At 71.8% G+C, this 25,375-nt stretch carries 28 protein-coding genes; 13 read left to right on the forward strand and 15 right to left on the reverse strand.

What is annotated here, in order from left to right; translation table 11 throughout:
• Positions 1-85: 85 nt before the first annotated feature.
• The 4 genes from ACFV46_RS02500 to ACFV46_RS02515 all read right to left on the reverse strand — a co-directional run bounded on the left by ACFV46_RS02500 (position 86) and on the right by ACFV46_RS02515 (position 3,588).
• Positions 86-478 carry a hypothetical protein gene (locus ACFV46_RS02500; RefSeq protein ID WP_361926699.1) on the reverse strand — a complete coding sequence of 131 codons (393 nt, stop codon included), beginning with the start codon at positions 476-478 and terminating at the stop codon, positions 86-88.
• 151 nt (positions 479-629) lie between these two features.
• Positions 630-1,226: a hypothetical protein gene (locus ACFV46_RS02505; RefSeq protein ID WP_361926702.1), complete on the reverse strand. Its 597-nt coding sequence runs from the start codon at positions 1,224-1,226 to the stop codon at positions 630-632.
• 116 nt (positions 1,227-1,342) lie between these two features.
• Positions 1,343-1,846: a hypothetical protein gene (locus tag ACFV46_RS02510; protein ID WP_385496783.1), complete on the reverse strand. Its 504-nt coding sequence runs from the start codon at positions 1,844-1,846 to the stop codon at positions 1,343-1,345.
• Positions 1,847-1,923: 77 nt separating this feature from the next.
• Positions 1,924-3,588, reverse strand: coding sequence for a glycoside hydrolase family 20 protein (locus ACFV46_RS02515; RefSeq protein WP_385496784.1), 1,665 nt, complete (start codon positions 3,586-3,588; stop codon positions 1,924-1,926).
• A 155-nt stretch (positions 3,589-3,743) separates the two neighbouring features.
• On the opposite strand from ACFV46_RS02515, the gene ACFV46_RS02520 reads away from it, so the two are divergent.
• From ACFV46_RS02520 to ACFV46_RS02540, 5 genes are all read left to right on the forward strand, one after another.
• Positions 3,744-4,268, forward strand: coding sequence for a 2-oxo-4-hydroxy-4-carboxy-5-ureidoimidazoline decarboxylase (locus ACFV46_RS02520; protein ID WP_385496785.1), 525 nt, complete (start codon positions 3,744-3,746; stop codon positions 4,266-4,268).
• 189 nt (positions 4,269-4,457) lie between these two features.
• Positions 4,458-4,838, forward strand: coding sequence for a succinate dehydrogenase, cytochrome b556 subunit (gene sdhC, locus ACFV46_RS02525; protein ID WP_078504082.1), 381 nt, complete (start codon positions 4,458-4,460; stop codon positions 4,836-4,838).
• Between the two features lie 5 nt (positions 4,839-4,843).
• The gene (locus ACFV46_RS02530) at positions 4,844-5,326 is read left to right on the forward strand and encodes a succinate dehydrogenase hydrophobic membrane anchor subunit (RefSeq protein ID WP_361926709.1); all 483 of its coding nucleotides are present in this window, start codon (positions 4,844-4,846) and stop codon (positions 5,324-5,326) included.
• A gap of 23 nt (positions 5,327-5,349) precedes the next feature.
• Entirely contained in the window at positions 5,350-7,104 is a 1,755-nt protein-coding gene (gene sdhA, locus ACFV46_RS02535; RefSeq protein ID WP_361926712.1) for a succinate dehydrogenase flavoprotein subunit, read from the forward strand.
• Complete coding sequence (locus tag ACFV46_RS02540) at positions 7,104-7,865, forward strand: succinate dehydrogenase iron-sulfur subunit (protein ID WP_283286823.1); 762 nt, start codon at positions 7,104-7,106, stop codon at positions 7,863-7,865. Before sdhA ends, ACFV46_RS02540 begins: the two co-directional genes overlap by 1 nt.
• 147 nt (positions 7,866-8,012) lie before the next feature.
• On the opposite strand, the gene ACFV46_RS02545 is transcribed toward ACFV46_RS02540, so the two are convergent.
• The 3 genes from ACFV46_RS02545 to ACFV46_RS02555 all read right to left on the reverse strand — a co-directional run bounded on the left by ACFV46_RS02545 (position 8,013) and on the right by ACFV46_RS02555 (position 9,360).
• A complete protein-coding gene (locus tag ACFV46_RS02545) occupies positions 8,013-8,276 on the reverse strand; it encodes a TM2 domain-containing protein (protein WP_385496786.1) in 264 nt (87 codons plus the stop codon).
• Between the two features lie 213 nt (positions 8,277-8,489).
• Positions 8,490-8,909: a DUF2752 domain-containing protein gene (locus ACFV46_RS02550; RefSeq protein WP_361926716.1), complete on the reverse strand. Its 420-nt coding sequence runs from the start codon at positions 8,907-8,909 to the stop codon at positions 8,490-8,492.
• Entirely contained in the window at positions 8,902-9,360 is a 459-nt protein-coding gene (locus ACFV46_RS02555) for a TM2 domain-containing protein (RefSeq protein ID WP_385496788.1), read from the reverse strand. The genes ACFV46_RS02550 and ACFV46_RS02555 overlap by 8 nt, the downstream gene beginning before the upstream one ends.
• Positions 9,361-9,501: 141 nt before the next feature.
• On the opposite strand from ACFV46_RS02555, the gene ACFV46_RS02560 reads away from it, so the two are divergent.
• The 5 genes from ACFV46_RS02560 to ACFV46_RS02580 all read left to right on the forward strand — a co-directional run bounded on the left by ACFV46_RS02560 (position 9,502) and on the right by ACFV46_RS02580 (position 12,917).
• Positions 9,502-9,912, forward strand: coding sequence for a VOC family protein (locus ACFV46_RS02560; RefSeq protein ID WP_361926721.1), 411 nt, complete (start codon positions 9,502-9,504; stop codon positions 9,910-9,912).
• Between the two features lie 119 nt (positions 9,913-10,031).
• Positions 10,032-10,439: a hypothetical protein gene (locus ACFV46_RS02565; protein WP_361926724.1), complete on the forward strand. Its 408-nt coding sequence runs from the start codon at positions 10,032-10,034 to the stop codon at positions 10,437-10,439.
• A 12-nt stretch (positions 10,440-10,451) separates the two neighbouring features.
• Positions 10,452-10,940 carry a thiol-disulfide oxidoreductase DCC family protein gene (locus tag ACFV46_RS02570; protein WP_376729900.1) on the forward strand — a complete coding sequence of 163 codons (489 nt, stop codon included), beginning with the start codon at positions 10,452-10,454 and terminating at the stop codon, positions 10,938-10,940.
• A 178-nt stretch (positions 10,941-11,118) separates the two neighbouring features.
• On the forward strand, positions 11,119-12,129 hold the full coding sequence (locus ACFV46_RS02575; RefSeq protein ID WP_376729901.1) for a trypsin-like serine peptidase: 1,011 nt from the start codon (positions 11,119-11,121) through the stop codon (positions 12,127-12,129).
• A 23-nt stretch (positions 12,130-12,152) separates the two neighbouring features.
• Positions 12,153-12,917 carry a TetR/AcrR family transcriptional regulator gene (locus tag ACFV46_RS02580; RefSeq protein ID WP_055621650.1) on the forward strand — a complete coding sequence of 255 codons (765 nt, stop codon included), beginning with the start codon at positions 12,153-12,155 and terminating at the stop codon, positions 12,915-12,917.
• Between the two features lie 12 nt (positions 12,918-12,929).
• Here ACFV46_RS02580 and ACFV46_RS02585 read toward each other — a convergent pair whose 3' ends face one another.
• Positions 12,930-15,341, reverse strand: coding sequence for an MMPL family transporter (locus ACFV46_RS02585; protein ID WP_385496972.1), 2,412 nt, complete (start codon positions 15,339-15,341; stop codon positions 12,930-12,932).
• A gap of 164 nt (positions 15,342-15,505) precedes the next feature.
• Between ACFV46_RS02585 and ACFV46_RS02590 the strand changes: the two genes are divergently transcribed.
• Together ACFV46_RS02590 and ACFV46_RS02595 are read left to right on the forward strand one after the other, a co-directional pair.
• On the forward strand, positions 15,506-16,195 hold the full coding sequence (locus ACFV46_RS02590) for a response regulator transcription factor (protein WP_361926732.1): 690 nt from the start codon (positions 15,506-15,508) through the stop codon (positions 16,193-16,195).
• Positions 16,192-17,658, forward strand: coding sequence for an ATP-binding protein (locus ACFV46_RS02595; protein ID WP_376729902.1), 1,467 nt, complete (start codon positions 16,192-16,194; stop codon positions 17,656-17,658). Before ACFV46_RS02590 ends, ACFV46_RS02595 begins: the two co-directional genes overlap by 4 nt.
• Positions 17,659-17,683: 25 nt before the next feature.
• Here the strand turns inward: ACFV46_RS02595 and ACFV46_RS02600 are convergent, their stop codons facing one another.
• The 3 genes from ACFV46_RS02600 to ACFV46_RS02610 form a co-directional block, all read right to left on the reverse strand.
• The gene (locus tag ACFV46_RS02600; RefSeq protein ID WP_385496789.1) at positions 17,684-19,240 is read right to left on the reverse strand and encodes an ABC transporter substrate-binding protein; all 1,557 of its coding nucleotides are present in this window, start codon (positions 19,238-19,240) and stop codon (positions 17,684-17,686) included.
• Positions 19,241-19,437: 197 nt separating this feature from the next.
• Positions 19,438-20,766, reverse strand: a complete 1,329-nt coding sequence (locus tag ACFV46_RS02605; protein WP_385496790.1) for a metallophosphoesterase — start codon at positions 20,764-20,766, stop codon at positions 19,438-19,440.
• A gap of 57 nt (positions 20,767-20,823) precedes the next feature.
• Positions 20,824-21,063: an SCO4848 family membrane protein gene (locus tag ACFV46_RS02610; protein ID WP_062664383.1), complete on the reverse strand. Its 240-nt coding sequence runs from the start codon at positions 21,061-21,063 to the stop codon at positions 20,824-20,826.
• Between the two features lie 91 nt (positions 21,064-21,154).
• On the opposite strand from ACFV46_RS02610, the gene ACFV46_RS02615 reads away from it, so the two are divergent.
• Positions 21,155-22,438 (forward strand): D-alanyl-D-alanine carboxypeptidase family protein, encoded by a 1,284-nt coding sequence (locus ACFV46_RS02615; RefSeq protein ID WP_385496791.1) that lies wholly within the window; start codon positions 21,155-21,157, stop codon positions 22,436-22,438.
• Here ACFV46_RS02615 and ACFV46_RS02620 read toward each other — a convergent pair.
• Genes ACFV46_RS02620 through ACFV46_RS02635 form a run of 4 tightly spaced genes read right to left on the reverse strand, consistent with a single transcriptional unit; the run spans position 22,386 to position 25,294 of the window.
• Positions 22,386-23,357: a YihY/virulence factor BrkB family protein gene (locus ACFV46_RS02620; RefSeq protein ID WP_361926746.1), complete on the reverse strand. Its 972-nt coding sequence runs from the start codon at positions 23,355-23,357 to the stop codon at positions 22,386-22,388. The genes ACFV46_RS02615 and ACFV46_RS02620 overlap by 53 nt on opposite strands.
• Positions 23,345-23,779, reverse strand: a complete 435-nt coding sequence (locus tag ACFV46_RS02625; protein WP_385496793.1) for a GtrA family protein — start codon at positions 23,777-23,779, stop codon at positions 23,345-23,347. The genes ACFV46_RS02620 and ACFV46_RS02625 overlap by 13 nt, the downstream gene beginning before the upstream one ends.
• Positions 23,773-24,765 (reverse strand): decaprenyl-phosphate phosphoribosyltransferase, encoded by a 993-nt coding sequence (locus ACFV46_RS02630; RefSeq protein ID WP_361926751.1) that lies wholly within the window; start codon positions 24,763-24,765, stop codon positions 23,773-23,775. Before ACFV46_RS02630 ends, ACFV46_RS02625 begins: the two co-directional genes overlap by 7 nt.
• A complete protein-coding gene (locus ACFV46_RS02635) occupies positions 24,758-25,294 on the reverse strand; it encodes a phosphatase PAP2 family protein (protein ID WP_361926754.1) in 537 nt (178 codons plus the stop codon). Before ACFV46_RS02635 ends, ACFV46_RS02630 begins: the two co-directional genes overlap by 8 nt.
• Positions 25,295-25,375 lie beyond the last annotated feature (81 nt).

The raw sequence follows: 25,375 nt of genomic DNA on the forward strand, positions 1-25,375 counted from the left end.
GGGGGGCCGCTGTGGGGGCTCTTTTATAGGTCTCTCCCCCGTGGGGGGGGGCGCGCGGGGGCGCGGCCGCCCCCCCACCGCCGGGTCAGCGGCGGGTCCCGCCCGTCGCGTCCCGGCACAGCAGGCGCAGCGACCCGTCGCCGGTGAAACAGCGGCGGGCCTCGTCGATCGGGTCCCACAGCCGCCCGTCGGGCGTGCGGATCCAGTGGTCGCCGCCGGCCGTCCACCACTCGGCGCCGGTCCGGCGGGCGATCACCTCACCCGCGTAGGCGCCGAGGCCGCGCAGCACATGGGCCGCGGCGGCCGACGGCGTCCCCTCGCGGCGCAGCGCCTCGATCACGCGGTCGACCCGCCACAGACTCTGCTCGGAGTAGTCCAGGCGCAGCCGCGCCCCCTCACGCATCGTCGCCACCGCGTCCGCCGCCCACCGGACCGGTTTGGTCGCCGCCGCGGGCCTGGTCTCCTGCTGAGTCGTCACATCCTGGATAGCGTGGCCGCCCGGCGATACGTCACGCGTTTCCGGCGGCTCCCCCGGACCCGTACAGGACCGTCGCACGGCACCCTCGAACGGGCACAGGACTCCCCCAGGCAAGGGGGTTTGGGCGCGCCGGGCCCCTTTCCGGAGGGGCTCAGCCCCGGCCGCGGGCCCGGCGGGACACCACCGCCCGCAGCACGCGCCGGCCCTCGGTGGACACCTCCAGGGCGCGGCGCACCCCGCCCGCCCCATGGCTGTCGAGGAGTTCGAGGACGCCGATCTGGCGGCGCAGTTCGGCGGCGACGAGCGGGGAGACGCCCTCGGGGCGCGCGTCGCCCGCGGTGTCGGCGGCGCGCACGGACTCCAGCGCCCCGTCCGTCCCGTCGTCCTGGCCGGGGTCGAGGAGCCGGTGGATCTGGAGGGAGGCGACCGAGCAGGCGTCGGCCCAGGTGCGGGCCTCGGCGGCCGAGCGGACGGCGGGGGCGCCGGCCAGCATCCGGCGGGCCAGTAGCGCGGCCTCGTCCTCGATGTCCTCGTCGTCCACGACGTCGGCGACTCCCAGCTTGGCGCGGACCTGTTCGAGGAGTGTGCCCCAGGCGGCCGGGTCGCCCTCGGCCGCGAGGTTCGCCCACAGCGGCCGCAGCACCTCGTCGTCACCGCCGAGCAGCGGCACGCACCGATCCAAACAAGCCAACCCGCTGGCGGCCAGTCCGCGCTCGTCGGCCTGAGCGATCAGTTCCACCAGGCTCATCCACGCCTCCCTAAGCGGGTCATCTCCGAGGATCGGGGCCCCCGCACAGGCCCCAGCCGGGCTCCTTTCTCACGGAGCCCGCACTTCCCCTTACTGCGTGCGACGGCCCGGGAGTGTCACAGCGGGACGACGCCGAGCCGGTCGAGCAGCCGGAAGAAGAGGTTTTCGGCCACGGAGTCCGCTTCGGCGGTGAGTACGTCGAGCAGCGCGCCGGCGTTCACCTCGTGCCCGGCCTCGGCGGCCCAGGCGACGGCCCGCTCGGCGGCGTCGGCCGGTTCGAGGAAGTAGTCCTCCAGGGAGGGACCGTCCGCACCGGCGCCGAGGTGGCGGGCCGTCGCGGCCCGGGCCAGACAGGTGGTCCAGGCACCGCTGTGCGGAGCGGCCGCCTCCACGACGACACAGGCGCTGTCCATCACATAGCCGAACAGCGCGGGCGCCCCCGTCTCGGCGGCCAGGTCGTTCATGCTGGCGATCCCGGCGTCCCCGCTCGGGTACTCCCACACCTGCCAGCCGTCCGGCGCCCGCTCGCGCAGCGTCATCCCCTCGGCGCCGGACAGCGCGTCCAGTTCCGCCAGCGGCCCTTGCCCGCGGCCCACGACGAAGTAACCCCAGTAGCCCATCCGGCATCCCCCCGGCTGATCGGTGTCGGCTCGGGCCGAATACACCACATTCGTACGGGGGTGCGCAGGCGTTCGGGTCAACTCGCGGGGCGGTCCAGCCGGTCGGCGAGCGCCTTGAACTGCGCCCAGGACAGGTCCGGCTCGCCCGGGTCCCACGTCTTCTGCATCATCGCCCGCAGCGGCATCCGGATGCCGTCCGCGACCTGGGCCTGGGTCTGCGCGCTCGCGATGTCGCACCAGACCGCGAAGGAGGCGCCGAGGATCTGGCCGTCGTACTTGGCGGGGACGGCCGTGGTCCCGCGCAGCACGCGCGGCGTCCACTGCTGGTAGATCCGCTCGCCCGTCGGGTAGACGAAGGTCTGCGGCTCCCCGAGCACGTAGTAGAGGAACTCGTCGTTGTAGTTGATGACCTTGCGCCCCTCGGCGAGGTACTGATCCGGGGTGCGGGCCCCGATCTCCTTGCCGGTCCAGTACGCCACCTGGACGTCCTTGTCGACCTTGACCTTGGTGTCCCGGAAGAATCCGTCGTTCCAGGCGCGGGGCGTGCGGTCGTGGGCGCGGACGGTGTCGGCGCGGTCATTGACCCACGCGGTGGCGAGGTCGGCCACGCCGGCGCCGGCCCCGAAGGCGTCGCGGGCGGCACGGGCCAGCTGCGGGTAGGACGCCTCGGGGTTCGAGACGACCAGCGCCTGGTACTCGTCGCCGCCGAGGTGCCACTGGTTCCCGGGGAACAGCCCGGCGTACTCGTTGAGCAGGTCGTCGACGATCTCGGCGGCGGCGGGCTTGGAGATGTCCACGGCGCCGCGGGTCGCCACCCCGTTCACGTTGCGCAGCTGGAGGTCGGGGTGGGCGGCGATGACGGCCCCGAGGTGCCCGGGCGAGTCGATCTCCGGGACCACGGTGATGTGCCGGCTCTCGGCCAGCCTCACGATCTTGCGGACCTGCGCCTTGGTGAGGTGCTCCTTCGACACGATCTCCGGGTGCGAGGTGGACTCGATGCGGAACGCCTGGTCGTCGGAGAAGTGCAGGCCGAGCTGGTTGTACTTCAGGTCGCCCAGCTCCCGCACCCGGTCCTCGATCCAGTCCGCGGTGAAGTGCTTGCGGGCGATGTCGAGCATGAGGCCGCGCACCGGCTTGGCCGGCTCGTCCCGGACGACGCCCTCGGGCGCGGTGCCGCCGCCGTGCACCTCCTGCTTGAGCGTCCGGGTGCCGTAGAAGACACCGGCCTCGCCGGCTCCGCTGATGACGACACGCCCGTCGCGGACGGTCATCGTGTACGACTCCGGGTTCGCGCCCTCGTCGTCGTTCAGCGACAGCCGTACGTCACCGGCGCGGACGTCGTCCTCGCGGCCCGCGTAGTCCATCCCCAGCTCGCCGGCGATCAGCTTCCCCTCGTCGGCGAGCTCGTCGTCGCTGACGACGACGCGGTTCTTGTCGGCGGGCTGCCAGCCGGGGCCGCGCGCGGCGGTGTGGGACCGCACGGCGGGGATCGTCGCGGGCGCCTTGGACAGCGGGTACGTCCGGGTGGGTGACGGGGTGGCGCCGTCGGACCCGGCCGAGACGCCCTCCGAGGCGCCGGAGGCCGACCCCCGCTGCCCCGATCCGGCCCGGTCGTCGCCGCCGCTCACGAGGAGGGCGATGCCCACGCCGGCGCCGACCGTCACGAGGACCATCGCGACGATCAGCACCCAGGTGTTCTTCAGGGCCTTCTTCGCCGGTGCCCGGCGCCTGTGCTGACTCACGGCGCCAACCTAGGGCCTGCGGACACCGTCAGCCGTCCAGCACACGTTCTGAAACTCTCCCGTTCGGCTGAAATTCGGGCATCGGTCGGACACCTCACGTCCACAGTCGGTAGCGTGGCGCCACTCCTCTCCCAGAATCCCCTGCCGAAACCCACGTGACGCCCACACATCTTCCCGGCCGAGTCGCCATACCGGCGCTGCCCGAACAGACCCGTACACCGCCCCCGGGCGGGCTGGAGCCGTTCAACGCCGCTCCCCCGCACGAGGCCCGGGCCACCCTCCTGACCTGCCTGCACAGCACCCGTTGGGCCGATCGGGTGGCGGACCACCGCCCCTATCCCGACATCGACGCCCTGCTGGCCGCCTGCGACGAGGCCGCGTACGACCTGACGCCGGCGGAGCTGTCGCACGCGCTGGCGGCGGAGGCGCTGCCGTTCCTTCCGGAGGACGTCTACTCGGCGGCACACACCGCACTGAGTGCGACATACGCCGCATATGAGGCCAAATTCGGGCATGGGTTCATTATCTGCCTGGACGGCCTGACGCACACCGAGAGCCTGGACCATGTATTGGCAGGCATCCGGTCACGATTGGCAAACGATCCGGAGGAAGAAAGGGTCCTCGCGGCGGAGGAACTACGGCGGCTCGCGAAGGGGCGGCTGGTCAGCCATCTCGCCTGAGACGGGCATCCCGCCGCACAGGCCGCGAATGGACCATCCGCGTGCCAGTTTGATCACACCGCAAGGCCCGGCGTAAGCGCCGCAGGCAACCGTCGCTACGATGCTGGGGGCCGGTGGACCGTACCCGGCCGGGCCCGACCGACAGCACAAGCCGGCAGGCCCCGATACCCCGCTCCCGGAGGGACTTCCGTGCCGGCTGGAACGCTGTACCGCGGCCGGGAAGGAATGTGGTCCTGGGTGGCTCACCGAGTCACCGGCGTCCTCATCTTCTTCTTCCTGTTCGTTCATGTGCTGGACACCGCTCTCGTCCGTGTCTCCCCCGAGGACTACGACAAGGTCGTAGCCACCTACAAGACGCCGATCGTCGCGCTGCTGGAGTACGGCCTCGTCGCCGCCATCCTGTTCCACGCGCTCAACGGCCTGCGCGTCATCGCCGTCGACTTCTGGTCGAAGGGCCCGCGCTACCAGAAGCAGATGCTCTGGTCCGTCGTCGGTCTGTGGCTCGTGCTCATGCTCGGGGCGATCTACCCCGTCCTCGGCCACGCCGCTCGTGAACTGTTCGGGAGCTGACGCACATGTCCACGACTGAAACCACCGCGTCCGGGATCGGCCCGGTCGAGGGCGACTCGCTCTACAACGTCGACAACCCGGCCCCGCTCATCGAGGCGCCGCGCAAGCGGACCAGGAAGACCCCCCGGTCCACCCGGGGCAACTTCGAGCTGGCCGCCTGGCTGTTCATGCGCCTGTCCGGCGTCGTGCTGGTCGTCCTCGTCATCGGCCACCTGCTGATCCAGCTGGTGCTGGACGGCGGCGTCTCGAAGATCGGCTTCGCCTTCGTGGCCGGCCGCTGGGCCTCGCCGTTCTGGCAGGTCTGGGACCTGCTGATGCTCTGGCTCGCGATGCTCCACGGCGCCAACGGTCTGCGCACGGTCATCAACGACTACGCGGAGCGCGCGAACACCCGGCTGTGGCTGAAGGGCCTGCTCTACACCGCCACGGTGTTCACCATCCTGCTGGGCACGCTGGTGATCTTCACCTTCGACCCGAACATCCGCTAGGCACGGGGCTGAGGTAACCGACCATGAAGATCCACAAGTACGACACCGTCATCGTCGGCGCCGGTGGCGCGGGTATGCGCGCGGCCATCGAGTCGACGAAGCGCAGCCGCACCGCCGTGCTGACCAAGCTGTACCCCACCCGCTCCCACACGGGCGCCGCGCAGGGCGGCATGGCCGCCGCGCTGGCCAACGTGGAGGAGGACAACTGGGAGTGGCACACCTTCGACACCGTCAAGGGCGGTGACTACCTGGTCGACCAGGACGCCGCCGAGATCCTGGCGAAGGAGGCCATCGACTCCGTCCTCGACCTGGAGAAGATGGGCCTGCCGTTCAACCGGACCCCGGACGGCACGATCGACCAGCGCCGCTTCGGCGGTCACTCCCGCAACCACGGCGAGGCCCCGGTGCGCCGGTCCTGCTACGCCGCGGACCGCACCGGCCACATGATCCTCCAGACGCTGTACCAGAACTGCGTCAAGGAGGGCGTGGAGTTCTACAACGAGTTCTACGTCCTGGACCAGCTGATCACCGAGGTCGACGGCGTCAAGAAGTCCGCCGGTGTCGTGGCGTACGAGCTGGCGACCGGTGAGATCCACGTCTTCCAGGCCAAGTCGGTCATCTACGCCTCCGGCGGCACCGGCAAGTTCTTCAAGGTGACGTCCAACGCGCACACCCTGACCGGTGACGGCCAGGCCGCCTGCTACCGGCGCGGGATCCCGCTGGAGGACATGGAGTTCTTCCAGTTCCACCCGACCGGCATCTGGCGCATGGGCATCCTGCTGACGGAGGGCGCCCGCGGTGAGGGCGGCATCCTCCGCAACAAGGACGGCGAGCGCTTCATGGAGAAGTACGCGCCGGTCATGAAGGACCTCGCCTCGCGTGACGTCGTCTCGCGCTCCATCTACACGGAGATCCGCGAGGGCCGCGGCTGCGGTCCCGAGGGCGACCACGTCTACCTGGACCTCACGCACCTCCCGCCGGAGCAGCTGGACGCCAAGCTCCCGGACATCACGGAGTTCGCGCGCACCTACCTCGGCATCGAGCCCTACACGGACCCGATCCCGATCCAGCCGACCGCGCACTACGCCATGGGCGGCATCCCGACCAACGTCGAGGGTGAGGTCCTGGCGGACAACACCACCGTCGTCCCCGGCCTGTACGCGGCCGGCGAGGTGGCCTGCGTGTCCGTGCACGGCGCGAACCGCCTCGGCACCAACTCGCTGCTGGACATCAACGTGTTCGGCAAGCGCGCGGGCATCGCCGCCGCCGAGTACTCCCAGAAGGCCGACTTCGTCGAGCTGCCGGAGAACCCCGCCGAGCTGGTCATCGAGCAGGTCGAGCGACTGCGCACGTCCACGGGCACCGAGCGCGTGGCGACCCTGCGCAAGGAGCTCCAGGAGACCATGGACGCCAACGTCATGGTGTTCCGCACGGAGCAGACCATCAAGACGGCGGTCGAGAAGATCGCGGAGCTGCGCGAGCGCTACAAGAACGTCTCGATCCAGGACAAGGGCAAGCGGTTCAACACGGACCTGCTGGAGGCCATCGAGCTGGGCAACCTGCTCGACCTGGCCGAGGTCATGGCGGTCTCCGCGCTGGCCCGCAAGGAGTCCCGCGGCGGTCACTACCGCGAGGACTACCCGAACCGCGACGACGTCAACTTCATGCGCCACACCATGGCGTACCGCGAGGTGGGCGACGACGGCACGGAGTCCATTCGTCTCGACTACAAGCCGGTCGTCCAGACCCGCTACCAGCCGATGGAGCGTAAGTACTGATGGCAACCCCCGTTCTGGACAAGGCCGAGGCGCAGTCCGACGCCTCCCCCTACATCACGGTCACGTTCCGGGTCCGCCGTTTCAACCCGGAGGTCGCGGCCGAGGCGGTGTGGGAAGACTTCCAGCTGGAGATCGACCCCAAGGAGCGCGTCCTCGACGGCCTCCACAAGATCAAGTGGGAGCTGGACGGCACGCTGACGTTCCGCCGCTCGTGCGCCCACGGCATCTGCGGCTCGGACGCGATGCGGATCAACGGCAAGAACCGTCTCGCGTGCAAGACGCTGATCAAGGACATCAACCCCGAGAAGCCGATCACGGTCGAGCCCATCAAGGGCCTCACGGTCCTGAAGGACCTCGTGGTCGACATGGAGCCGTTCTTCCAGGCGTACCGGGACGTCATGCCCTTCCTCATCACGAAGGACACGAACGAGCCCACGCGCGAGCGTCTTCAGTCGGCCGAGGACCGCGAGCGCTTCGACGACACCACGAAGTGCATCCTCTGCGCCGCGTGCACGTCGTCGTGCCCCGTCTTCTGGAACGACGGCCAGTACTTCGGCCCGGCGGCCATCGTCAACGCGCACCGTTTCATCTTCGACTCGCGCGACGAGGCCGGTGAGCAGCGCCTGGAGATCCTGAACGACAAGGACGGCGTCTGGCGCTGCCGCACGACCTTCAACTGCACGGACGCCTGCCCGCGCGGTATCGAGGTCACGAAGGCGATCGCGGAGGTCAAGCGCGCCCTGATCACGCGCCGCTACTGATCACCCGGCACCTGTGCGACCGAGGGCCCCGTTTCCGCTGGAAACGGGGCCCTCGGCGTATGCCCACACCTGGCGCTGGAGGCCGGGAGCTGACGTCGCCCCGCAGGTCGAGTGATCGGCGGGGCGAAGGCGTTGCGGGTGGTGAGGTCAGCCGCGGAGGACGCGGCCTTCCTTGTCGGTGCGGTCGTTGCTGGTGAGGAACAGGATGCCGTCGATCAGGGCCCAGAAGCCGAGGCCTCCGCAGGTGAGGAGCTGCGCGACGCCCACGCCGACGGAGCCGACGTAGAAGCGGCCGATGCCCAGGGTGCCCAGGAAGAGCTGGAGGATACCGGCGACGATCTTGGACTTGTCGGAGTAGGGCCGGCCCAACGGGTCGACGCCGTAGGGGGCCTGCGGGGTGGGGACGGTCATGGCGACTGCTCCTGTGCTGCACATGTGAACGGGGAGTCAGGAGGGACGCCACGCCGTCGCGAGAACGCGCGTTGACGATGTCCGCAGCTGCCGACCGACGCCCTCGCACAGCTCAGCCGTGCCAGGACATCCCCCCTGTGACCGGTGAGCTTAGGTAAAGCGGGGGAAATGAGGGAGAGGTGAAGATCCATTGTTCCTGATCCGTGATCAAAATCAGCCAACGACGTTCCTCAGCACCGTCCATGCCACGGCGATCCCCAGGACGCCGGCCACTCCCCTCGTCCCCAGGCGCGGCCGCCACGCTCGCCCGCGCAGGCCCTCCCACGCCCAGCGGGCCAACAGCGCGAGCGCGGGCGGTGAGGCAAGCAGCAGGACCCGGTTGTCCAGCCACGCCTGGGCCAGGTGACCGTGCATCAGGTCGTACACCATGCGGGTGCCGCCGCAGGCAGGACAGAGCAGACCGGTGACCAGCCGGAACGGGCACCTCGGGAGCCAGTGACCGGACTCGTGCGGGTCGGTGCCGTACAGATACACGGAGCCGGCCGCACCCGCGGCAAGGGTCGCGAGGGGGGCCGCCGCCGGATGCCGCAAGGCGGCCGAGCACCTCGCGGAGAGGCGCCCGGCGTCAGCCACGCAGGACCCGCCCCTCACTGTCGGTCTTGCCGTCGCTGACCAGCATGACGATGCCGTCGATCAGCGCCCAGATGCCCAGGCCACCGCAGGTGAAGAGCTGGGCGAGGCCGAGACCGACATGGCCGATGTAGAAGCGGCCGACGCCGAAGCTGCCCAGGGTGAGCTGGAGGACGCCCGCGACGACCTTCGACTTCTCGGAGTAGGGGCGGCCCAGCAGGTCGTATCCGTAGGGGGCCTGGGGATCGCCGGTGAAGGTGCCGGGGGGTATGTAGCCGTAACCGGGCTGGGCGTAGCCGGGGTACGGCGGCTGGCCGTAGCCGGGGTACGGGGGCTGGCCGGGCTGGGGGTACCCGTAGGGGCCGGGGTTGCCGGGCTGGGGCCCCTGGGGCTGCGGTCCCTGGGACGGCCCCTCGTGGGGCTGGGGCTGGGGCTGCTGTGGCGTTTCGGACAAGGCGAGTTCCCCCGAAGTCTGTCGATCGGATCATCCGCTGGTGAGATGGGTGCAGGACATCTTCCAGCAGGAATCCCGCCACGCGCGGACCGGGGTGCCCTTCACCGGATTTCCGGGATCCGGCGCCTACTATCTGACGGCATGTCAGACGATCTTTCGTACGAGCTGCTCGGGTTCGACAACGTGCTGCTGCCGGTCGGCGATATCGCCGAGGCCGTCGGGTTCTACGAACGGGCCGGGTTCACCGTCGGGTTCCGGCTCGACGAGGCCGGGATCGCGCTGCTGAAGGTGGGGGGCGAGACGCCCGGCATCCTGCTGCGGCACGAGGAGGCATTCGGGCACCGGACACCGCCATGGCCCTCCGCGCGCGTGTGGCTGGAGGTGCCGGACGCGCGGGCGGCGGCGCGGACGCTGCGGGACGCCGGGACGGTGCCGCTGGACGAGCCCTTCTCCACGGCCACCGGCTGGACCGTGGAGATCGCCGACCCCTGGGGGAACGTCCTCGGCTTCACGGACTACACCAAGCGCCCGGAGCTGGGCCGAAGGCCCTGACTCCCGCGCCCTCCTGACGGCGTGACGCACGCCTCACGACGGCGAGTTGAACGTGTTCAAACAGAGGTCTACTGTCATCCGTGTCAGAGATTTGAACACGTTCAAGAAGGGGGAGGGCCATGGACCGCACGGTCATCGCCTATGTCATCTACCTGGCCGTCAGCATCGGGCTCACCATCTGGGTGGCCCGTACGCTCAGCCGCAATGGGCGGATCTTCCTCGCCGACGTCCTGCACGGCAACGAGAAGCTCGCGGACGCGGTGAACCACCTGCTGGTGGTCGGCTTCTACCTCGTCAACCTCGGCTTCGTCGCGCTGTATCTGAGCGACGACGGCACCGTCGTCGACACCCGCGGCATCTTCGAGGCCCTGTCGACCAAGCTCGGCGTGGTCCTGCTCGTGCTCGGCGTGATGCACCTCGCCAACGTCTACGTCCTCAACAAGATCCGGCGGCGCGGTGTGATGGAGCGCGAGCAACTGCCGCCGGTCGCGCCGCAGGGCTGGGCCGCCCCGTCGGCCGAGGCCTGAGCGGGGCCCGGCATGGCTGCCGAGACGCCCGCCGGGGCCGCCGGGACTCCGGTCCGCGCGCTCACCGTCCTGTACGACCCCGAGTGCTCCCTGTGCACCTTCGTCCGCGACTGGCTCGTACGGCAGCCGAAGTGGGTGCCGCTGGAGACGGTGCCGGCCGGGTCCGCCGAGGCCCGCCGGCGCTTCCCCGGCCTCGATCACCGGGCCACGCTGGACGAGATCACCGTCGTCGGGGACGCCGGACAGGTCTACCGGGGCGCCGCCGCATGGATCGTCACTCTGTGGGCGCTGCGCAGGTATCGGCCGCTCGCCCACCGCCTGAGCACCCCGAACGGGGCGCGGCTCGCCCGGGGGGCCGTGCTCGCGGCCGCCGCGTGGCGCGGGGCGCAGGGCCGCGGGCGGACGCGGCGGCAGGGCGAGGGGTGGGTGTACGACCGGACGGCGGGCTGGACCTACCACCCGCCGGGCTGTGCCGACGGGGGGTGCGCGACCCCCTCGTGAACCGGGGACACGAGGGGGCGCGTACGGCCTGGAACCGGGACCGGTTTGGCATGCACCCTTCCAAAATGCCGCCGGGGTTGGCACGCTGCCACCGGTTCCGCACTCCGCAATCGCACCGACTGTCGCAACCGGGCGGCCCGACGGGCCGCCCGGGCCCCCCATCGCAGAAGGAGTACGCGTGAGAGGCACACACCGCACGTTCCGCATACCCCGGCCCGCCCTCGGCGTCCTCGTCGGCGCCACCGCGCTGTTCACCGCCGGCACCCTCGCCGCCCCCGCGGGCGCGGCCCCGCGGCCCGGCTCCCCCGCCCACGTCCACGCCGTGGCGACTCAGGCACAGCAGCAGGCCCGCGCCTTCTGGACCCCGGAACGGATGCGGTCGGCCGCCCCACTCGACCTCCTCGACGCCGGTACGCGGGCCGTCGACACCGCCCCGCGCGCGGGCCGCCCGGCCACCGTCGCGCCCACCACCCCGGCCGCCTCGACGGCGGACGTCGGACCGGCCGCCTTCCCCAACGGCGGCGGCGCGTGGACGGGCGGCGGTGCCGTCGTCTCCACGGCGGGCCGCGTCTTCTTCACCTACCAGGGCCGTACGGCGTCCTGTTCGGGGAACGCCGTCACCAGCGCCAACAGGAGCACCGTCATCACGGCCGGCCACTGCGTGAAGCTGGAGGGCGCCTGGCACACCGACTGGGTCTTCGTACCCGGCTACCACGACGGGCAGGCCCCCCACGGCCGCTGGACGGCGACGAAGACGCTCTCCACACCGCAGTGGACGGCGAGCGAGGACATCAACTACGACGTCGGCGCGGCGGTCGTGGCACCGCTGGACGGACAGCGGCTCACGGACGTCGTCGGCGGGCAGGGGCTCGCCTTCAACACCGGCTACAACCAGCGCATGTACTCCTTCGGCTTCCCGGCCGCCGCCCCCTACGACGGCGAGAAGTTCATCTACTGCTCCGGGACGACCAGCCGGGACTTCCTGCTCTCGAACGACCACGGAATGGGCTGCGACATGACCGGGGGCGCGAGCGGCGGGCCCTGGTTCACCCGGTTCGACGAGGCCACCGGCACCGGACTGCAGTCCTCGGTGAACAGCTTCAAGTACAACTTCCTGCCCACCCGCATGTACGGCCCGTACTTCGGCGCCGACGCGCAGAACCTCTACCAGGCGGCGCAGTCCTCCTGATCGGCACTGGTTAGGCTCGTTCCGTGCCCTCGAAGAACGACCGCCCCGAGCAGGGCGACACGCCCAGCAAGTCCGAGCAGACCCGCGCGCTGATCCTGGAGACCGCCATGCGGCTGTTCCAGGAGCGCGGCTACGACAAGACGACGATGCGGGCGATCGCCCAGGAGGCCGGGGTCTCCGTCGGCAACGCGTACTACTACTTCGAGGGCAAGGAGCACCTGATCCAGGGCTTCTACGACCGGATCGCCGCCGAGCACCAGGCGGCGGTCCGGGACATCCTGGCCCGGGAGACGGACCTGGAGGCGCGCCTCGCCGGCGTGCTGCGTGCCTGGCTGGACATCGCCACGCCCTACCACGAGTTCGCGGTGCAGTTCTTCAAGAACGCCGCCGACCCCGACAGCCCGCTCAGCCCCTTCTCGCAGGAGTCGGAGCACGCGCGCCAGGAGGCCATCAGCATCCACCGGCAGGTGCTGGCGGGCGCCACCCGGACGAAGGTGCCGGAGGAACTGCGCGAGATCCTGCCCGAGCTGATGTGGCTGTCCCAGATGGGACTCGTCCTGTACTGGATCTTCGACCGGACCGAGGGCCGCGAGCGCAGCTACCGGCTCGCCGAGCGCGGGGCCCGGCTCACCGCGCGCGGGGTCTCCCTGGCCCGCTTCCGGGTGCTGCGCCCCCTGGTGCGCGAGGTGCACGACCTGTTCACGGACTTCCTGCCGGGGATGACCCGGATGATCCCGGACCCGGCGAAGGAGTCCCCGGGGGCGCCCGCCCGCGACGAGCGCCCCTGAGGGACCGCCGGGTCAGTTGACGGCGTCGACCTCGCCCCCGGTCAGTTCGACGTCGTGCACGAGCGGGCCGTCCGCCACGACCACGTGCGCGGCGCGTGACCCGTACGCCGGTGCGCTCGCCGCCAGCAGATAGGTGCCCGGCGCCGGCACCGAGAGGATGTACGACCCGTCGGCCAGGGACGTCACCCGGTCCAGCTGCCGTCCGCCCTTGCTGAGCAGCGTCACCGCGGCGCCGTCGACGGGCTCGCCGTCGGCGGTGAGGACGAAGCCGTGCACGACCGAGGTGCCGGCCGGGTCGTCCGGCGCGGACGCGGCCGGCGCGGGCTCCTCCGCGGGTTCGACGGCCAGATGCGGAAGCCGCTTCTCCAGCCAGCCGGGCAGCCACCAGTTGGCCTTGCCGAGCAGGTGCATCGCGGCCGGCACGAGCGCGGTCCGCAGGATGAAGGCGTCCAGGGCGACGGCCGCCGCGAGACCGATGCCGGCCATCGCGCCCTCCATGTCGCCGCTCAGCACGAACGCGCTGAACACGCAGATCATGATGAGGGCCGCCGAGTTGATGACGCGGCTGGTCTCCGCGAGCCCGACCCGCACCGCGCGCGCGTTGTCCTTGGTGTGGACCCACTCCTCGTGCATCCGGCTCACCAGGAACACCTGGTAGTCCATGGACAGGCCGAACAGCAGGGACAGCATGATGACCGGCAGGAACGAGGTGATCGGGCCCTCCTTGCCGACGCCGATCAGCTCGGTGCCCCAGCCCCACTGGAAGATCGCCACCAGGACGCCGAAGGAGGCGGCGGCCGCGATGAGGTTCATGAGGGCGGCCGTCAGCGGCACCACCAGCGAGCGGAACGCGATCAGCAGGAGCAGGAAGCCGAGCGCGATGATCGTGGCCACGAAGTAGGGCAGCCGGTCGCCGGTCACCGACGCGAAGTCCTTGAAGACGGCCGTCACCCCGCCCACATGGGCCTCGGCGCCCGACCGCGGAATCACGTCGTCCCGCAGCCGGTCGATCAGGGCGTCCGTCTCCTCGGACTGCGGCGAGGTGTCCGGCACGACCTGGATCACGGTGACCCCGTTGGCGGGCGGGACGGGCGCGACCTGCGCGACGCCCTCGGTGCCGCGGATGCCGTCGACCAGGCCCGCGGGCGCCTCGCCCTCGACGACGACCTGGAGCGGCCCGTTGAAGCCGGGTCCGAAGCCCTCGGCGAGCAGGTCGTACGCCTGCCGGGTGGTCGTGGACTCCTGGTGGTTGCCCTGGTCCGTGGCGCCGAGCCGCAGCGACAGCACGGGGATCGCGAGGACGGCCATGACGACGACGGCCATCGCGACGACCGGACGCGGACGCCGCTGGACGTACGCCGACCAGCGCGCCGCGAGCCCGGCGGTCTCGGCGGGCTCCGGACCGGCCGCGGCGAGCCGGGCCCGCTGCCGCCGGCTGAGCACCCGCATGCCGAGCACGCCCAGCAGCGCCGGCAACAGCGTGATCGCGGCGAGCACGCTCAGGACGACGGTGAGCGAGGTCGCGATGACCACGCCGTCCAGGAACCGCATGTTCATCACCAGCATCCCGGCGAGGGCGATGCACACCGTGCCGCCCGCGAACAGCACGGCCCGCCCGGAGGTGTTGAGGGCGGTCACGGCCGCCTCCTCCGGCTTCATCCCGCGCTGGACGCCGCGCCGGTGCCGGGTGACGATGAACAGGGCGTAGTCGATGCCGACGCCGAGGCCGATCAGCGAGCCGAGCAGCGGCGCGACCTCGGGCACGTCCGTGACGTGGCTCATCAGCATCGTGGCGATCATGCCGGTGCCGACGCCCGCGACGGCCACGACGATCGGCAGCAGCATCGCGAACAGCGAGCCGAAGGCGAGGAACAGCACCACGGCGGCCGCGAGGATGCCGACGGCCTCCGCCGTGCCCTGCGGGGGTTCCTGGGTGCGGGCGATGGCCTGTCCGCCGAGCTCGACCCGCAGGCCGTCCCGCTCGGCGGCCTGCGCGGTGTCCACGACGTCCTCGATGAGTTCCTTGGGGACGGCGTTGGCCTGCTCGGTGAAGGTGACCTGCGCGTACGCGATCCGCCCGTCCCGGCTGATCTGCGCGGCCCCCTGCTCCGCGTACGGGTCGGTGACCTCGCCGACGCCCTTCATCCGCCCGATCTCCGCGAGGGCGGGCTCGATGCGGGAGCGTACGGAGGCGTCCCGTACGGATCCCTCGTCCACCTTCCACACCACCGTGTCGGTGTCGCCGGCACGCTCCGGGAATGCCTTCTCCATCAGGTCGTACGCGGTCGCCGAGTCGGTGTCCGGGAGGGAGAAGACGTTCGCGTAGTTCGTGCCCGCCCCCGAACTCGCCGCGCCCAGGCCGAACAGCGCCCCCAGCCAGAGCAACAGGACCACCAGCCGGTGCCGATAGCACCACCGTGCCAATGCCGCCACGCTCAACGCTCCTTAGTCGGTCGGATGGTCCCCCAGGTCCTGCGCAACAGCATTGGGTGTGCGTCCGCCCGCACGGCAGGCGACGGCCATGACTCTCAAGGAACTCCAAAGACGGAACCGGCCCGGGCGCGCGCGGGCCCGCCGATACTGGGGGCATGACGACGGCTTCAGGCACCGTGCTGGTCGTGGAGGACGAGGAGAGCATCGCGGACGTCCTCGGGATCGCCCTGCGCTACCACCGGTTCGAGGTGATGACGGCGGGCACCGTCCGCGACGCGGTGGCCCTCGCCGAGCGCACCCGGCCGGACGTGGCGCTGCTCGACGTCATGCTCCCGGACGGCGACGGCCGCGCCCTCGGCCGTGAACTGCGGCGCAGCCGGCCGGAGCTGGCCCTGGTCTTCCTCACCGCGCGCGACGCGCCCGCGGAGATCGTCGGCGCCCTCGGCTTCGGCGACGACTACATCACCAAACCGTTCGACGTGGACGTCGTCGTCGCCCGGATCACGGCGGTGCTGCGCCGCACCCGCCCCGCCGACGTCCTGCCCCAGCGTCCGCCGCTGCGCTACGGCGATCTGGAGCTGGACGAGACGACGTACTCGGTGCGCCGCGCGGGCCGCACGGTCGAACTAACGCCCACCGAGTACGCGTTGCTGCGCTTCCTGGTGCGCAACGGCGGCCGGGTCGTGCCCAAGGAGCAGCTCCTGCGCCATGTCTGGCAGTACGAGCACACCCCGCCGGAGTCGACCGTCGTCGAGACGTACATCAGCTATCTGCGGCGCAAGCTGGACGCCCTGGGGCCCCCGGTGATCACCACCCGGCGCGGCGTCGGATACGGGCTGGCATGAGGCCCCGGCACCTGCTGGAGCGGTGCCGGCGCCACGGCATACGCTCGCTGCGCGGCAAGCTGACCCTGGTGAACGTCGCGCTGCTGGCCGCGGGCATCGTCGTCGCGACCGCCGTCAGCCTGATGACCGCGCGGTTCTATCTGCTCGACAAGGTCGACACCGAGCTCAAGAGCGCGCGCGGCACGCTCAGCCAGGCCGGGTTCACCCTGCGCCAGATCGAGTCGCTGAGCGAACTGGGCATCGCCCTGGACCGGTTCAGCGGGGACGGCGCCACCGACACCGACCCGCTGCCGGGCCCGTCCATGGTGTACGTCGCCGTCGGCCCCACCGGAGAGCCGGTCGCCCTGGGCCCGCTGCGGCCCACACCCCGCCAGCACGCCCTCGCGTCGGCCGTCGACGATCCGACGGCGCTGGCCGCCGACGAGGAGCCGAGGGACGTCACGGTCGAGGGCGAGCGCTACCGGATGGCGGGGGCCCGGCTGGCGGACGGCACCGTCGTGCTGGTCGCCGTCCCCACCGAGGGACTGCACGAGGGCATGGGCAAGGCGCTCAAGATGGACCTGGCCGTCGGCACCGGCCTGCTGGCCCTGCTGGGCTGTCTGACGATGTTCGGTGTGCGCCGGCGGCTGCGGCCGCTGGAGGACATGGTGGAGACGTCGTCGGCCATCGCCGAGGGCGATCTGACCCGGCGTGTCCCCTCCAGCGGCAACGCCACCCTGGAGGTCGAGCAGCTGCGGCTGGCCCTCAACTCCATGCTGCACCAGGTGGAGTCCGCGTACCGTACGCGCGAGCGCAGCGCGGCCCAGCTGCGGCGCTTCGTCGGCGACGCCTCGCACGAGCTGCGCACCCCGCTGTCCGCGATCCGCGGCTATCTCCAGCTGTACGACAAGGGGATGCTGCCGGACCAGGCCGAGCGCAAACGAGTGTGGGACCGGATGAACGGGGAGGTGGACCGGATGGGCCGGCTCGTCGACGAACTGCTCACCCTGGCCCGCCTCGACCAGCGGCCCGCCCTGCGGTTCCGCAACGTGGACCTGAGCCGGCTGGTGCGGGAGGCGGCGGAGGACCTGCGGGTGCAGCAGCCCGAACGGCCGCTGACCGTCGGCGCCGAGGGGTCGCTCCTCGTGCACGCCGACGAGTCGGGGCTGCGTCAGGTGCTGGGCAATCTGCTGAGCAACGTCCGCACGCACACGCCTGCCGACGTGCCGGTGCGGCTGGAGGTGGAGCGGGACGACAGGGCCGTACGGCTGTGTGTGCGCGACCGGGGGCCGGGGCTGTGCGAGGAGGACGCGGCCCGGGTCTTCGACCGGTTCTTCCGGGCCGGCGGGGGCGCGGGCAGCGGTCTGGGCATGGCGATCGTGCAGGGCGTGGTGGAGGCGCACGGCGGCGAGGTCGCCGTGCGGACGGCGCCCGGTGAGGGGCTGGCGGTCACGGTGACCCTGCCGGCGGTGCCCGTCTCCTGACACGGCCGGCCGGGTCCGTCCCGCGTCAGATCCAGTCGAGGCTCCACAGCCGGAACACGCCGGTGCCGTCCGAGAGGTACTGTCCGCCGCCGACGTCCTCGGTGGTGACGACGTACTCCTTGGCCTGCCACAGCGGGATCAGCGGCACGTTCCGGGCGACGGCCTCCTGCATGTCCCGGAAGTCCCGGGTGGCCTGCGCGCGGTCGCCGTACTGCTGGCTGGCGGTGATCAGCCGGTCGACCGTCCTGTCGCTGTAGCCGGTGTTCATGGTGCCCTTGGTCCCGACGAGGGGGCCGCCGTAGGTGTCCGGGTCGGGGAAGTCCGCGACCCAGCCGACCGCGTACGCGTCGAGCTTGCCGCCCGCCCAGCGCTTCTGGAAGTCGGTCCACTCGTAGCCCTTGACGTCGACCTTGAACAGGCCGCTCGCCTCCAGCTGCTGCTTGATCTCCTCGGCCTCCTCGCCGCCGGAGCCGCGGCCCGTCGCGAAGCCGTAGGTGAAGCGCACCGGCAGGGTGATCCCGGCGTTCTCCAGCAGGGCGCGCGCCTTCGCGGTGCTCTGCTTCGGGTAGGCGTCGAAGAACGAGGTGGTGTGGCCGGTGATGCCGGTCGGGATCAGCGAGTACAGGGGGTCGACGGTCCCCTTGTAGACGGTGGCGGCCAGCTTCTCGCGGTCCACCAGCCACGCCATGGCCTTGCGCACCCGCACGTCGTGCAGCGGGGAGGAAGCGCGGGTGTTGAAGTACAGGTTGCGGACCTCGGAGCTGTCGGCCTCCGAGACGCGCTGGTCGGTGTCGGCCGCGTTGAGGCCGGCGAGGACGCGGGGCGGCAGCGTGCGCGTGGCGACGTCGATCCGCCGGTCGGTCCAGGCGTCGCCGAGGGCGCCGGCGTCGGAGTAGTAGCGCAGTTCGACCGGGGTGGCGCCGCCGCCGACGGCGCCCTTGTACCGGGGGTTGGGGTCGAGCAGGGCCTGCTTGCCCTCGCTGTAGCCGGACAGCGTGTACGGGCCGGTGCCGTCCACGGAGTCACCGGTGCGCAGCTCGCCCGCCGGGTACTTCTCCCGGTCGACGATGGCGCCGGCGCCGGTGGCGACCTTGAGCGGGAACGTGGCGTCGGGCGACGACAGCCGGAAGGTGACGGTACGGCCGCTCGCGCGCACCGAGCCGAGCGTGTCCAGCAGGGAGACCGGGCCGACGTCCGAGTTGATCCGCTTGACGCGGTCGAAGGAGTACTTGACGTCCTCCGCGGTCATCGCCCGCCCGCTCGGGAACGTGATGCCCTCGCGCAGCGTGCAGCGGTACGTCCGCAGCCCGTCGCCGACGAAGCCGCAGCTCTCGGCGGCGTCCGGGACGGGTGTGACACCGCCGGCCTCGAAGGTCATCAGCGACTGGAAGACGTTGCTGAACAACGCCCATGAGCCGGCGTCGTAGGCGCCGGCCGGGTCGAGCGAGGTGACGGCGTCCGTCGTGCCGACCGTGATGGTTCGTTCCTGGTTCTGCTGTGACGGCAGCAACTGCCAGCCACCCACTCCCACGGCTGCCAGCACGAGCAGCGTCGCGAGAATCCGCATGCGAACCGTACGCATGGGTGTGCCCTCTCCCCAGGCCCCGCAGGGCCCCCGCGTGAAGCTGTTTGTTTTTCAGCCACTCCCCTAAGTGGCGGGCACACCTAACCACACGGGTTTCATCGGGCGGAAGGGGATTCTGCCGACATGAGAAAGAACTTACCTACGGGCGTTTCCAGCAGGTTTCACGATTCGGCCACCTCGCGGGCACACGCAGGTCAGGCCTGACGGGACGCCAGCTCGATCACGGTGATGTCGGAGGGGGCGCCCACACGCGTGGGCGGGCCCCAGGCGCCCGCGCCCCGGCTGACGTACAGCTGGGTGTCGCCGTAGCGCTCCAGTCCCGCCACCGTCGGGTTCGCCAGCTCGGCGATGAGGCTGCCCGGCCAGAGCTGGCCGCCGTGGGTGTGCCCGGAGAGCTGGAGGTCCACGCCGTGCTCGACGGCGTCGTGGATCTGGACCGGCTGGTGGGCCATGAGCACGCACGCGCGTGCCTTGTCGCGGTCGTCGAGCGCCCGCGCGAAGTCGGGGCCCTGCCCCTCGTCCTCGCCCGCCACGTCGTTGACGCCGGCCAGGTCGAAGTGGGGCAGTTCCGTGCGGGCGTTCTCCAGGGGGCGCAGGCCCAGCCGGCGCACCTCCTGGACCCATTGCGCGGCGCCCGAGAAGTACTCGTGGTTGCCGGTGACGAAGAAGCTGCCGTCGCGCGCTCTCAGCTGCGCGAGCGGGGCGGCCGCCGGGCCGAGGTCCTTGACGCTGCCGTCCACCAGGTCACCGACGACCGCGATGAGGTCGGGCTGGGTGCCGTTGATCGTGTCGACGACCTTCTGCGCGAAGCCGCGGCCCAGGACAGGTCCGAGGTGGATGTCGCTGACGACGGCGATCCGGTAACCGTGGGCCGCGCGCGGGAGCTTGGCCAGCGGGACGGTGACCCGCTTGACCCTCGGGCCGCGCAGCACGGTGCCGGTGCCGTAGCCGACGGTGCCGACGGCGGCCGCCGCGGCGGTGCCGGCGACCACCCGGGAGACGAACAGGCGCCGGCTGGGCTGAGGCCGGGCTTCGTCCGGGCCGTCGGAGCCGGCCGCGGGCGGGTCGGCGGTGAGCGCCGGTGTGCGGCCCCTGGCCGGGGACGCGCCCCGGGGGCCGCGCGGGCCGGCCGCCGCGGTGGCCGGGGCGGCGGGCTCGGCGGCGTCCGGCTCGGGCCGCGCCGCGGACGCGCCGGCGCCCGCCCGCCGGTCGAGCCGGCGGCGCAGCAGCGGCCGTACGAGCTCACCGGCCAGCAGGAACAGCAGCAGGTACAGCGACAGGGCCAGCCACAGGAAGCCCGGCCAGGCCAGGGCCCGCTGGAGCCAGAAGGGCGCGCCCGCGCGCTCGGCGACCAGGGCGCCGACCGTCAGCGCCCAGCCACCGGCGATCACGGCCACGCCCACGCGGCGCACGGTCCCCGGAGCGCGGGTCGTGTCGCGGAAGAGGCGGCGCCACACCCACCAGTTGCCCGTCACCAGCACGGACACCACGAGCAGTGCGACGAGCGCGAAGACGATGACCACGCCGGCGTTCCCTTTCCCTCACGTGCCCGGTGAACGTCCGGACCGGTGGCCGAGTTCCTATGACGTCCGGCGCAGTGCGCGCACTCCGCGCAACCCGATGGCCCCGACGACCGTCCCCAGTACGAAGGAGACGACGGCGAGCAGCAGATGCACCCAGAAGTACGCCGTGGGCTGCCCGTCCTCGAACGCGAGCCCGCTGCTGTCCTTGATCAGGTTTTTGACGAAAGTGACCCAGATGACCCAGCTCCACACTCCGAAGGCGAGCAGGAACCAGGAGACGGGGCGGCTGAGCTTCATGTCCTCAGTATCGCCGTCCCCCGCCGGGTGCACGGAGCGGGGTGGGGGCGGGAACGGGACTTCCACGGGAACGCCCTGTACGTTTCCGCTCGTGCCCGCACCTACGAAGACCGCCAGGCGTGGCCTGCTGGTCGCCTCCGCCGTCCTGTCGTCGTCCCTCGCGCTGACCGTGCCCGTCGCGCACGCGGCCCCCAGGCCGTCGCCGAGTACGAGCCCTTCGGCCACACCCCCGGCGGACATGTCGACGGTGGGCGGGGAGCTGCTGGGCCGGCCCGGCACCCAGGTGAACCTGGCGGGCGGCGCCCCCGTCCTGCCGAAGGACCTGTCGGCCCGCTCCTGGATCGTCGCCGACGCCGAGTCCGGCGATGTGCTCGCCGCGCACAACGCGCACTGGCGGCTGGCCCCGGCGAGCACCATGAAGATGCTGTTCGCCGACACCGTGCTGCCCCGCTTCCCGAAGACCACCGAGCACAAGGTGGCCGTGTCCGACCTGGCCGGCGTCGGTGCCGGCTCCAGCGTGGTCGGCATAAAGGAGAACGAGACGTACTCGGTGCACGACCTGTGGCTCGGTGTCTTCCTGGCCTCGGGCAACGACGCCGTGCACGTGCTGTCCGCGATGAACGGCGGCGTCGACAAGACCGTGCGGGAGATGAACGAGCACGCCGAGGAGCTGCAGGCCCTCGACACGCACGTGGTCTCCCCCGACGGCTACGACGCCCCGGGGCAGGTGTCGTCGGCGTACGACCTGACGCTGTTCGCGCGTTCCGGGCTGCAGAAGAAGGACTTCCGGGAGTACTGCTCGACGGTCACCACGAAGTTCCCGGGTGCGACGAAGAAGAGCAAGGGCAAGTCGGTGCGCGGGTCCTTCGAGATCCAGAACACCAACCGGCTGCTGCGCGGCGACTCGGACATCTCGGTGTATCCGGGCATCGCCGGGGTGAAGAACGGCTACACCACCAACGCCGGTCACACCTTCACCGGGGTCGCCGAGCGCGACGGCAGGGTGCTGCTCGTCACGGTGATGAACCCCGAGAAGCAGGAGCACAACGAGGTCTACAAGGAGTCCGCGCGGCTGCTCGACTGGGGCTTCCAGGCGGCCGGCAAGGTGCAGCCGGTGGGTGAGCTGGTGGCGCCGAAGAGCGCTCAGGGCGGCGCGGAGCCCGGCGCGGGCACGACCGGGGAGGCCGGGGGCGCCAAGGGTGCGGAGAAGTCCGCCAAGCCCGCCGTGGGCGCCTCCGCGGCCGGCGGGTCGGGCGGCGTCGGGGTCGCGCTCGGCATCGCCGCGGGCGTCCTCGCGCTGCTCGGCGCGGGCGTCTTCCTGGTCAACCGCCGGTGGCCGCTGCCCGACCTGGTGCGCCGCCGGGGCCGTTCCTGATCCCTGGTCCGCCGGACGGGTCCGGGCCGCCGGAGGTCTCCGGTGCCGCGGACCCGTCCCCCAGCTCGGCCTCCTTGCTGCCGGTCGCCGTCCAGGCCGCGCAGAACACCACCAGTTTCGACGTGAAGTTGATCCACAGCAGCAGGGCGACGGGCACGCCGAACGCGCCGTACATGCTCTTCGTGGCCACACCCTGGATGTAGCCGCTGAGCAGGAGTTTCAGCAGCTCGAAGCCGATCGCGCCGATCAGGGCGGCCACCACCAGCCGGCGGCGCGGCGGTTCGACGCCCGGCAGCAGGGTCAGCACGTACAGCAGGACCAGGAAGCCGGCGAGGACCGCGACCAGGAAGGCGGCGGCCCGCAGCAGGACCCCGCCCCAGCCGCCCTCGTCCACACCGAGCTGACGGGTCGTCCAGCCGACCGCCGCGGAGGCCACGGTGGACGCGAGGATCGTCACCAGGATCGCGCCGCCGAGGCCGACCAGGACGACGGCGTCCTTGGCCTTGTGCAGCAGCGGGTTCTCCTCCTCGTCGGGCAGCTCCCAGACCGCGCGCAGGCACTCGCGCACCGAGCCCACCCAGCTGATGCCGGTGAGCAGCAGGGCGGCGCCCGCGATGAGGCCGACGGTGCCGGCGTTCTGCACGAGGGTGTTGATGTCGAGCTGGTCGGAGATGCCGGGGACCTGGTCGGCCAGCTTGTCCTGGAGCTTGTCCTGCTGCTCCGTGCTGAGCGTGGCGGCCGCGATCGCCGCCGCCACGGTGAGCAGCGGGAACAGCGCGACGAAGCTGACGAAGGTCATCGCCGCCGCCAGTCGTGTCCACTTCACCCTGTCGAGGCGCTCGTAGGACCGCCACGCGTGCGTGGTCATCAGCCGGGCCACCCAGGGCCCCACGACGGGGAGTCTCTTCAGCCAGTCCACGATCCGACTCTCCCCTCCGCACGGAACACCCATGTCCGTGTGCCCCAGAACCGCAGGACCGTAGCCAGCGCCATGCCGACGACCGCCCCCGAGACGGTGTCCGCGCGCTGGGAGGTGAACCCGAGCCCGTAGTGGCTCAGGGCCAGGCAGAGCAGCTGGACGGCGGCCCCGGCGGCGTTCACCGCGAGGAAGGCGGCGTAGGGGTGCGGCCCGTGCGGCCGGGTGTGCCGGTAGGTGCCGAGGGCGTTGCCGGCGTAGGCGACCGTGCAGCCGGCGAGGAAGGACAGGCCCTTGGCGGTGAGCGGGCCGAGGCCTGCGGGCCCGCGCAGGGCGGTGAACAGCGCGAGGTCGACGGCGTAGGCGGCGAGCCCGGCGGCGGCGAACCCCAGGACCTCGCGGCGGGCGGGTCGCGCCCCTACCAATTGGCCACCGCCAGCGCGTACATCGTCATCCACACCACCCCGATGACCGCCAGGGCCCGGTCGCGCAGGACCACCTCCTCGGGCTCACCCGCGGTGCCCCGGTCGGCGAACACGGCGTACCGCAGGATCGCGAGGACGAAGGCGACCATGGACAGCTGGCGCCAGGGCAGCACGCTGGTGTGCGGCACACCGCCCTCCTCCAGGGCCCACAGGCAGTACCCGAGCACGGCGACGCCGGCCGCGAGCTGCCAGACGAAGCGCAGGTAGCCCGGGGTGTACTCGGTGAGCAACGCGCGCGTGGCGCCCGCCTTCCCGGCCATCTGGACGGCCTCGGAGTACCGCTTGGCCGCCACCATGAACAGCGCCCCGAACCCGGTGGTGATGAGGAACCAGCGCGAGAGCGGGATGCCGAGCGCGAGCCCGCCGGCCACGGCCCGCATCAGGAACCCGGTCGTGACGACCGCGAGGTCGACGACGAGGACGTGCTTGAGACGCACGCAGTACGCCAGTTGCATGCCCACGTAGGCCACCAGCAGGGCCGCGACGGCCGGGGAGGCCAGCCGGACGGCGAGGGCGGGCGCGAGGACGGCGAGGACGCCTCCGGCGGCGTACGCGACGGGGACGGGCACCTGTCCGGCGGCGACCGGGCGGCGGCGCTTGGTGGGGTGGGCGCGGTCCGCCTCGGCGTCGCGGGCGTCGTTGACCAGGTAGACGGCGGCGGCGCAGGCGGTGAACAGCACGAAGACAAGGGCCACCTGGGTCAGGGCGTGCACGGAGAAGAGCCGGCCCGCGGCGGCCGGGGCGGCGACGACCAGGACGTTCTTGACCCACTGCTTCGGACGCGCGGTCCTGAGCAGGCCCGTCGCCACGCCTCGCGGGCCGCGCCCGCCGGAGGAGGGCTCCGTCCGGGACGCCGGTCGGCGCTGCTCGTGGAGCGTCGCCTCCCCGGCGCGGGCGGCGCTCGTCAAGGGGCCGGCCTCAGCCACGGACGCCTCCCGTGCCCATCCAGCGTGCTCCGAGGCCCGCCGTGAGCGCGCCGAGGGCCGCGCCCGCGGCCACGTCGGAGGGGTAGTGCACGCCGGCGACGAGACGCGACAGGCACATCGCGGCGGCGAGCGGCGCGATCGCGGGCACACCGAGCGCTCCGAACGCGACGGCCGCGGCGGTCGCGGAGGCGGCGTGGGAGCTCGGGAAGGAGTGCCGGCCCGCGGTGCGCACCAGCGGTTCGACGTGCGCAGGGCGCGGGCGGCGCACGACCCGTTTGACCGCCATGCTGACGAGGTGGGCCCCGGCCGTGAGCGCCGTGCCGCGCAGCCAGGCGCCGCGCCGCCCGCCGTCCACGGCGGCCCCCGTCAGCCCCGCCGCCAGCCACAGGGCGCCGTGTTCGCCCGTCCAGGACAGGGCTCGGGCGGCGCCGGCGACCCTCGGGTCGCGGGCACGGGCGTGCAGGGCGGTCAGGATGCGGTGGTCCGCGCCCCGAAGGCCTGGCCGGTCGATGGCGTCGAGGTGGTCCATGTGGACCCACTGTTCACGCCCAGGAGGACGCCATTACGGCAATATTGAGCGACATCCCATTAATCACCCATTTCGGGGAGG

Source organism: Streptomyces sp. NPDC059852 (assembly GCF_042731455.1).
GTDB lineage: Bacteria > Actinomycetota > Actinomycetes > Streptomycetales > Streptomycetaceae > Streptomyces.

Excerpts from the sequence above, each read along its gene's own strand:
- ACFV46_RS02505 (WP_361926702.1), bottom strand. The coding sequence starts at position 1,226 with ATGAGCCTGGTGGAACTGATCGCTCAGGCCGACGAGCGCGGACTGGCC.
- ACFV46_RS02610 (WP_062664383.1), bottom strand. The coding sequence starts at position 21,063 with ATGAAGCTCAGCCGCCCCGTCTCCTGGTTCCTGCTCGCCTTCGGAGTG.
- ACFV46_RS02510 (WP_385496783.1), bottom strand. The coding sequence starts at position 1,846 with ATGGGCTACTGGGGTTACTTCGTCGTGGGCCGCGGGCAAGGGCCGCTG.
- ACFV46_RS02565 (WP_361926724.1), top strand. The coding sequence starts at position 10,032 with ATGGACCGCACGGTCATCGCCTATGTCATCTACCTGGCCGTCAGCATC.
- ACFV46_RS02600 (WP_385496789.1), bottom strand. The coding sequence starts at position 19,240 with ATGCGTACGGTTCGCATGCGGATTCTCGCGACGCTGCTCGTGCTGGCA.
- ACFV46_RS02595 (WP_376729902.1), top strand. The coding sequence starts at position 16,192 with ATGAGGCCCCGGCACCTGCTGGAGCGGTGCCGGCGCCACGGCATACGC.
- ACFV46_RS02545 (WP_385496786.1), bottom strand. The coding sequence starts at position 8,276 with ATGACCGTCCCCACCCCGCAGGCCCCCTACGGCGTCGACCCGTTGGGC.
- sdhA (WP_361926712.1), top strand. The coding sequence starts at position 5,350 with ATGAAGATCCACAAGTACGACACCGTCATCGTCGGCGCCGGTGGCGCG.
- ACFV46_RS02560 (WP_361926721.1), top strand. The coding sequence starts at position 9,502 with ATGTCAGACGATCTTTCGTACGAGCTGCTCGGGTTCGACAACGTGCTG.
- ACFV46_RS02590 (WP_361926732.1), top strand. The coding sequence starts at position 15,506 with ATGACGACGGCTTCAGGCACCGTGCTGGTCGTGGAGGACGAGGAGAGC.
- ACFV46_RS02540 (WP_283286823.1), top strand. The coding sequence starts at position 7,104 with ATGGCAACCCCCGTTCTGGACAAGGCCGAGGCGCAGTCCGACGCCTCC.
- ACFV46_RS02570 (WP_376729900.1), top strand. The coding sequence starts at position 10,452 with ATGGCTGCCGAGACGCCCGCCGGGGCCGCCGGGACTCCGGTCCGCGCG.
- ACFV46_RS02635 (WP_361926754.1), bottom strand. The coding sequence starts at position 25,294 with ATGGACCACCTCGACGCCATCGACCGGCCAGGCCTTCGGGGCGCGGAC.
- ACFV46_RS02530 (WP_361926709.1), top strand. The coding sequence starts at position 4,844 with ATGTCCACGACTGAAACCACCGCGTCCGGGATCGGCCCGGTCGAGGGC.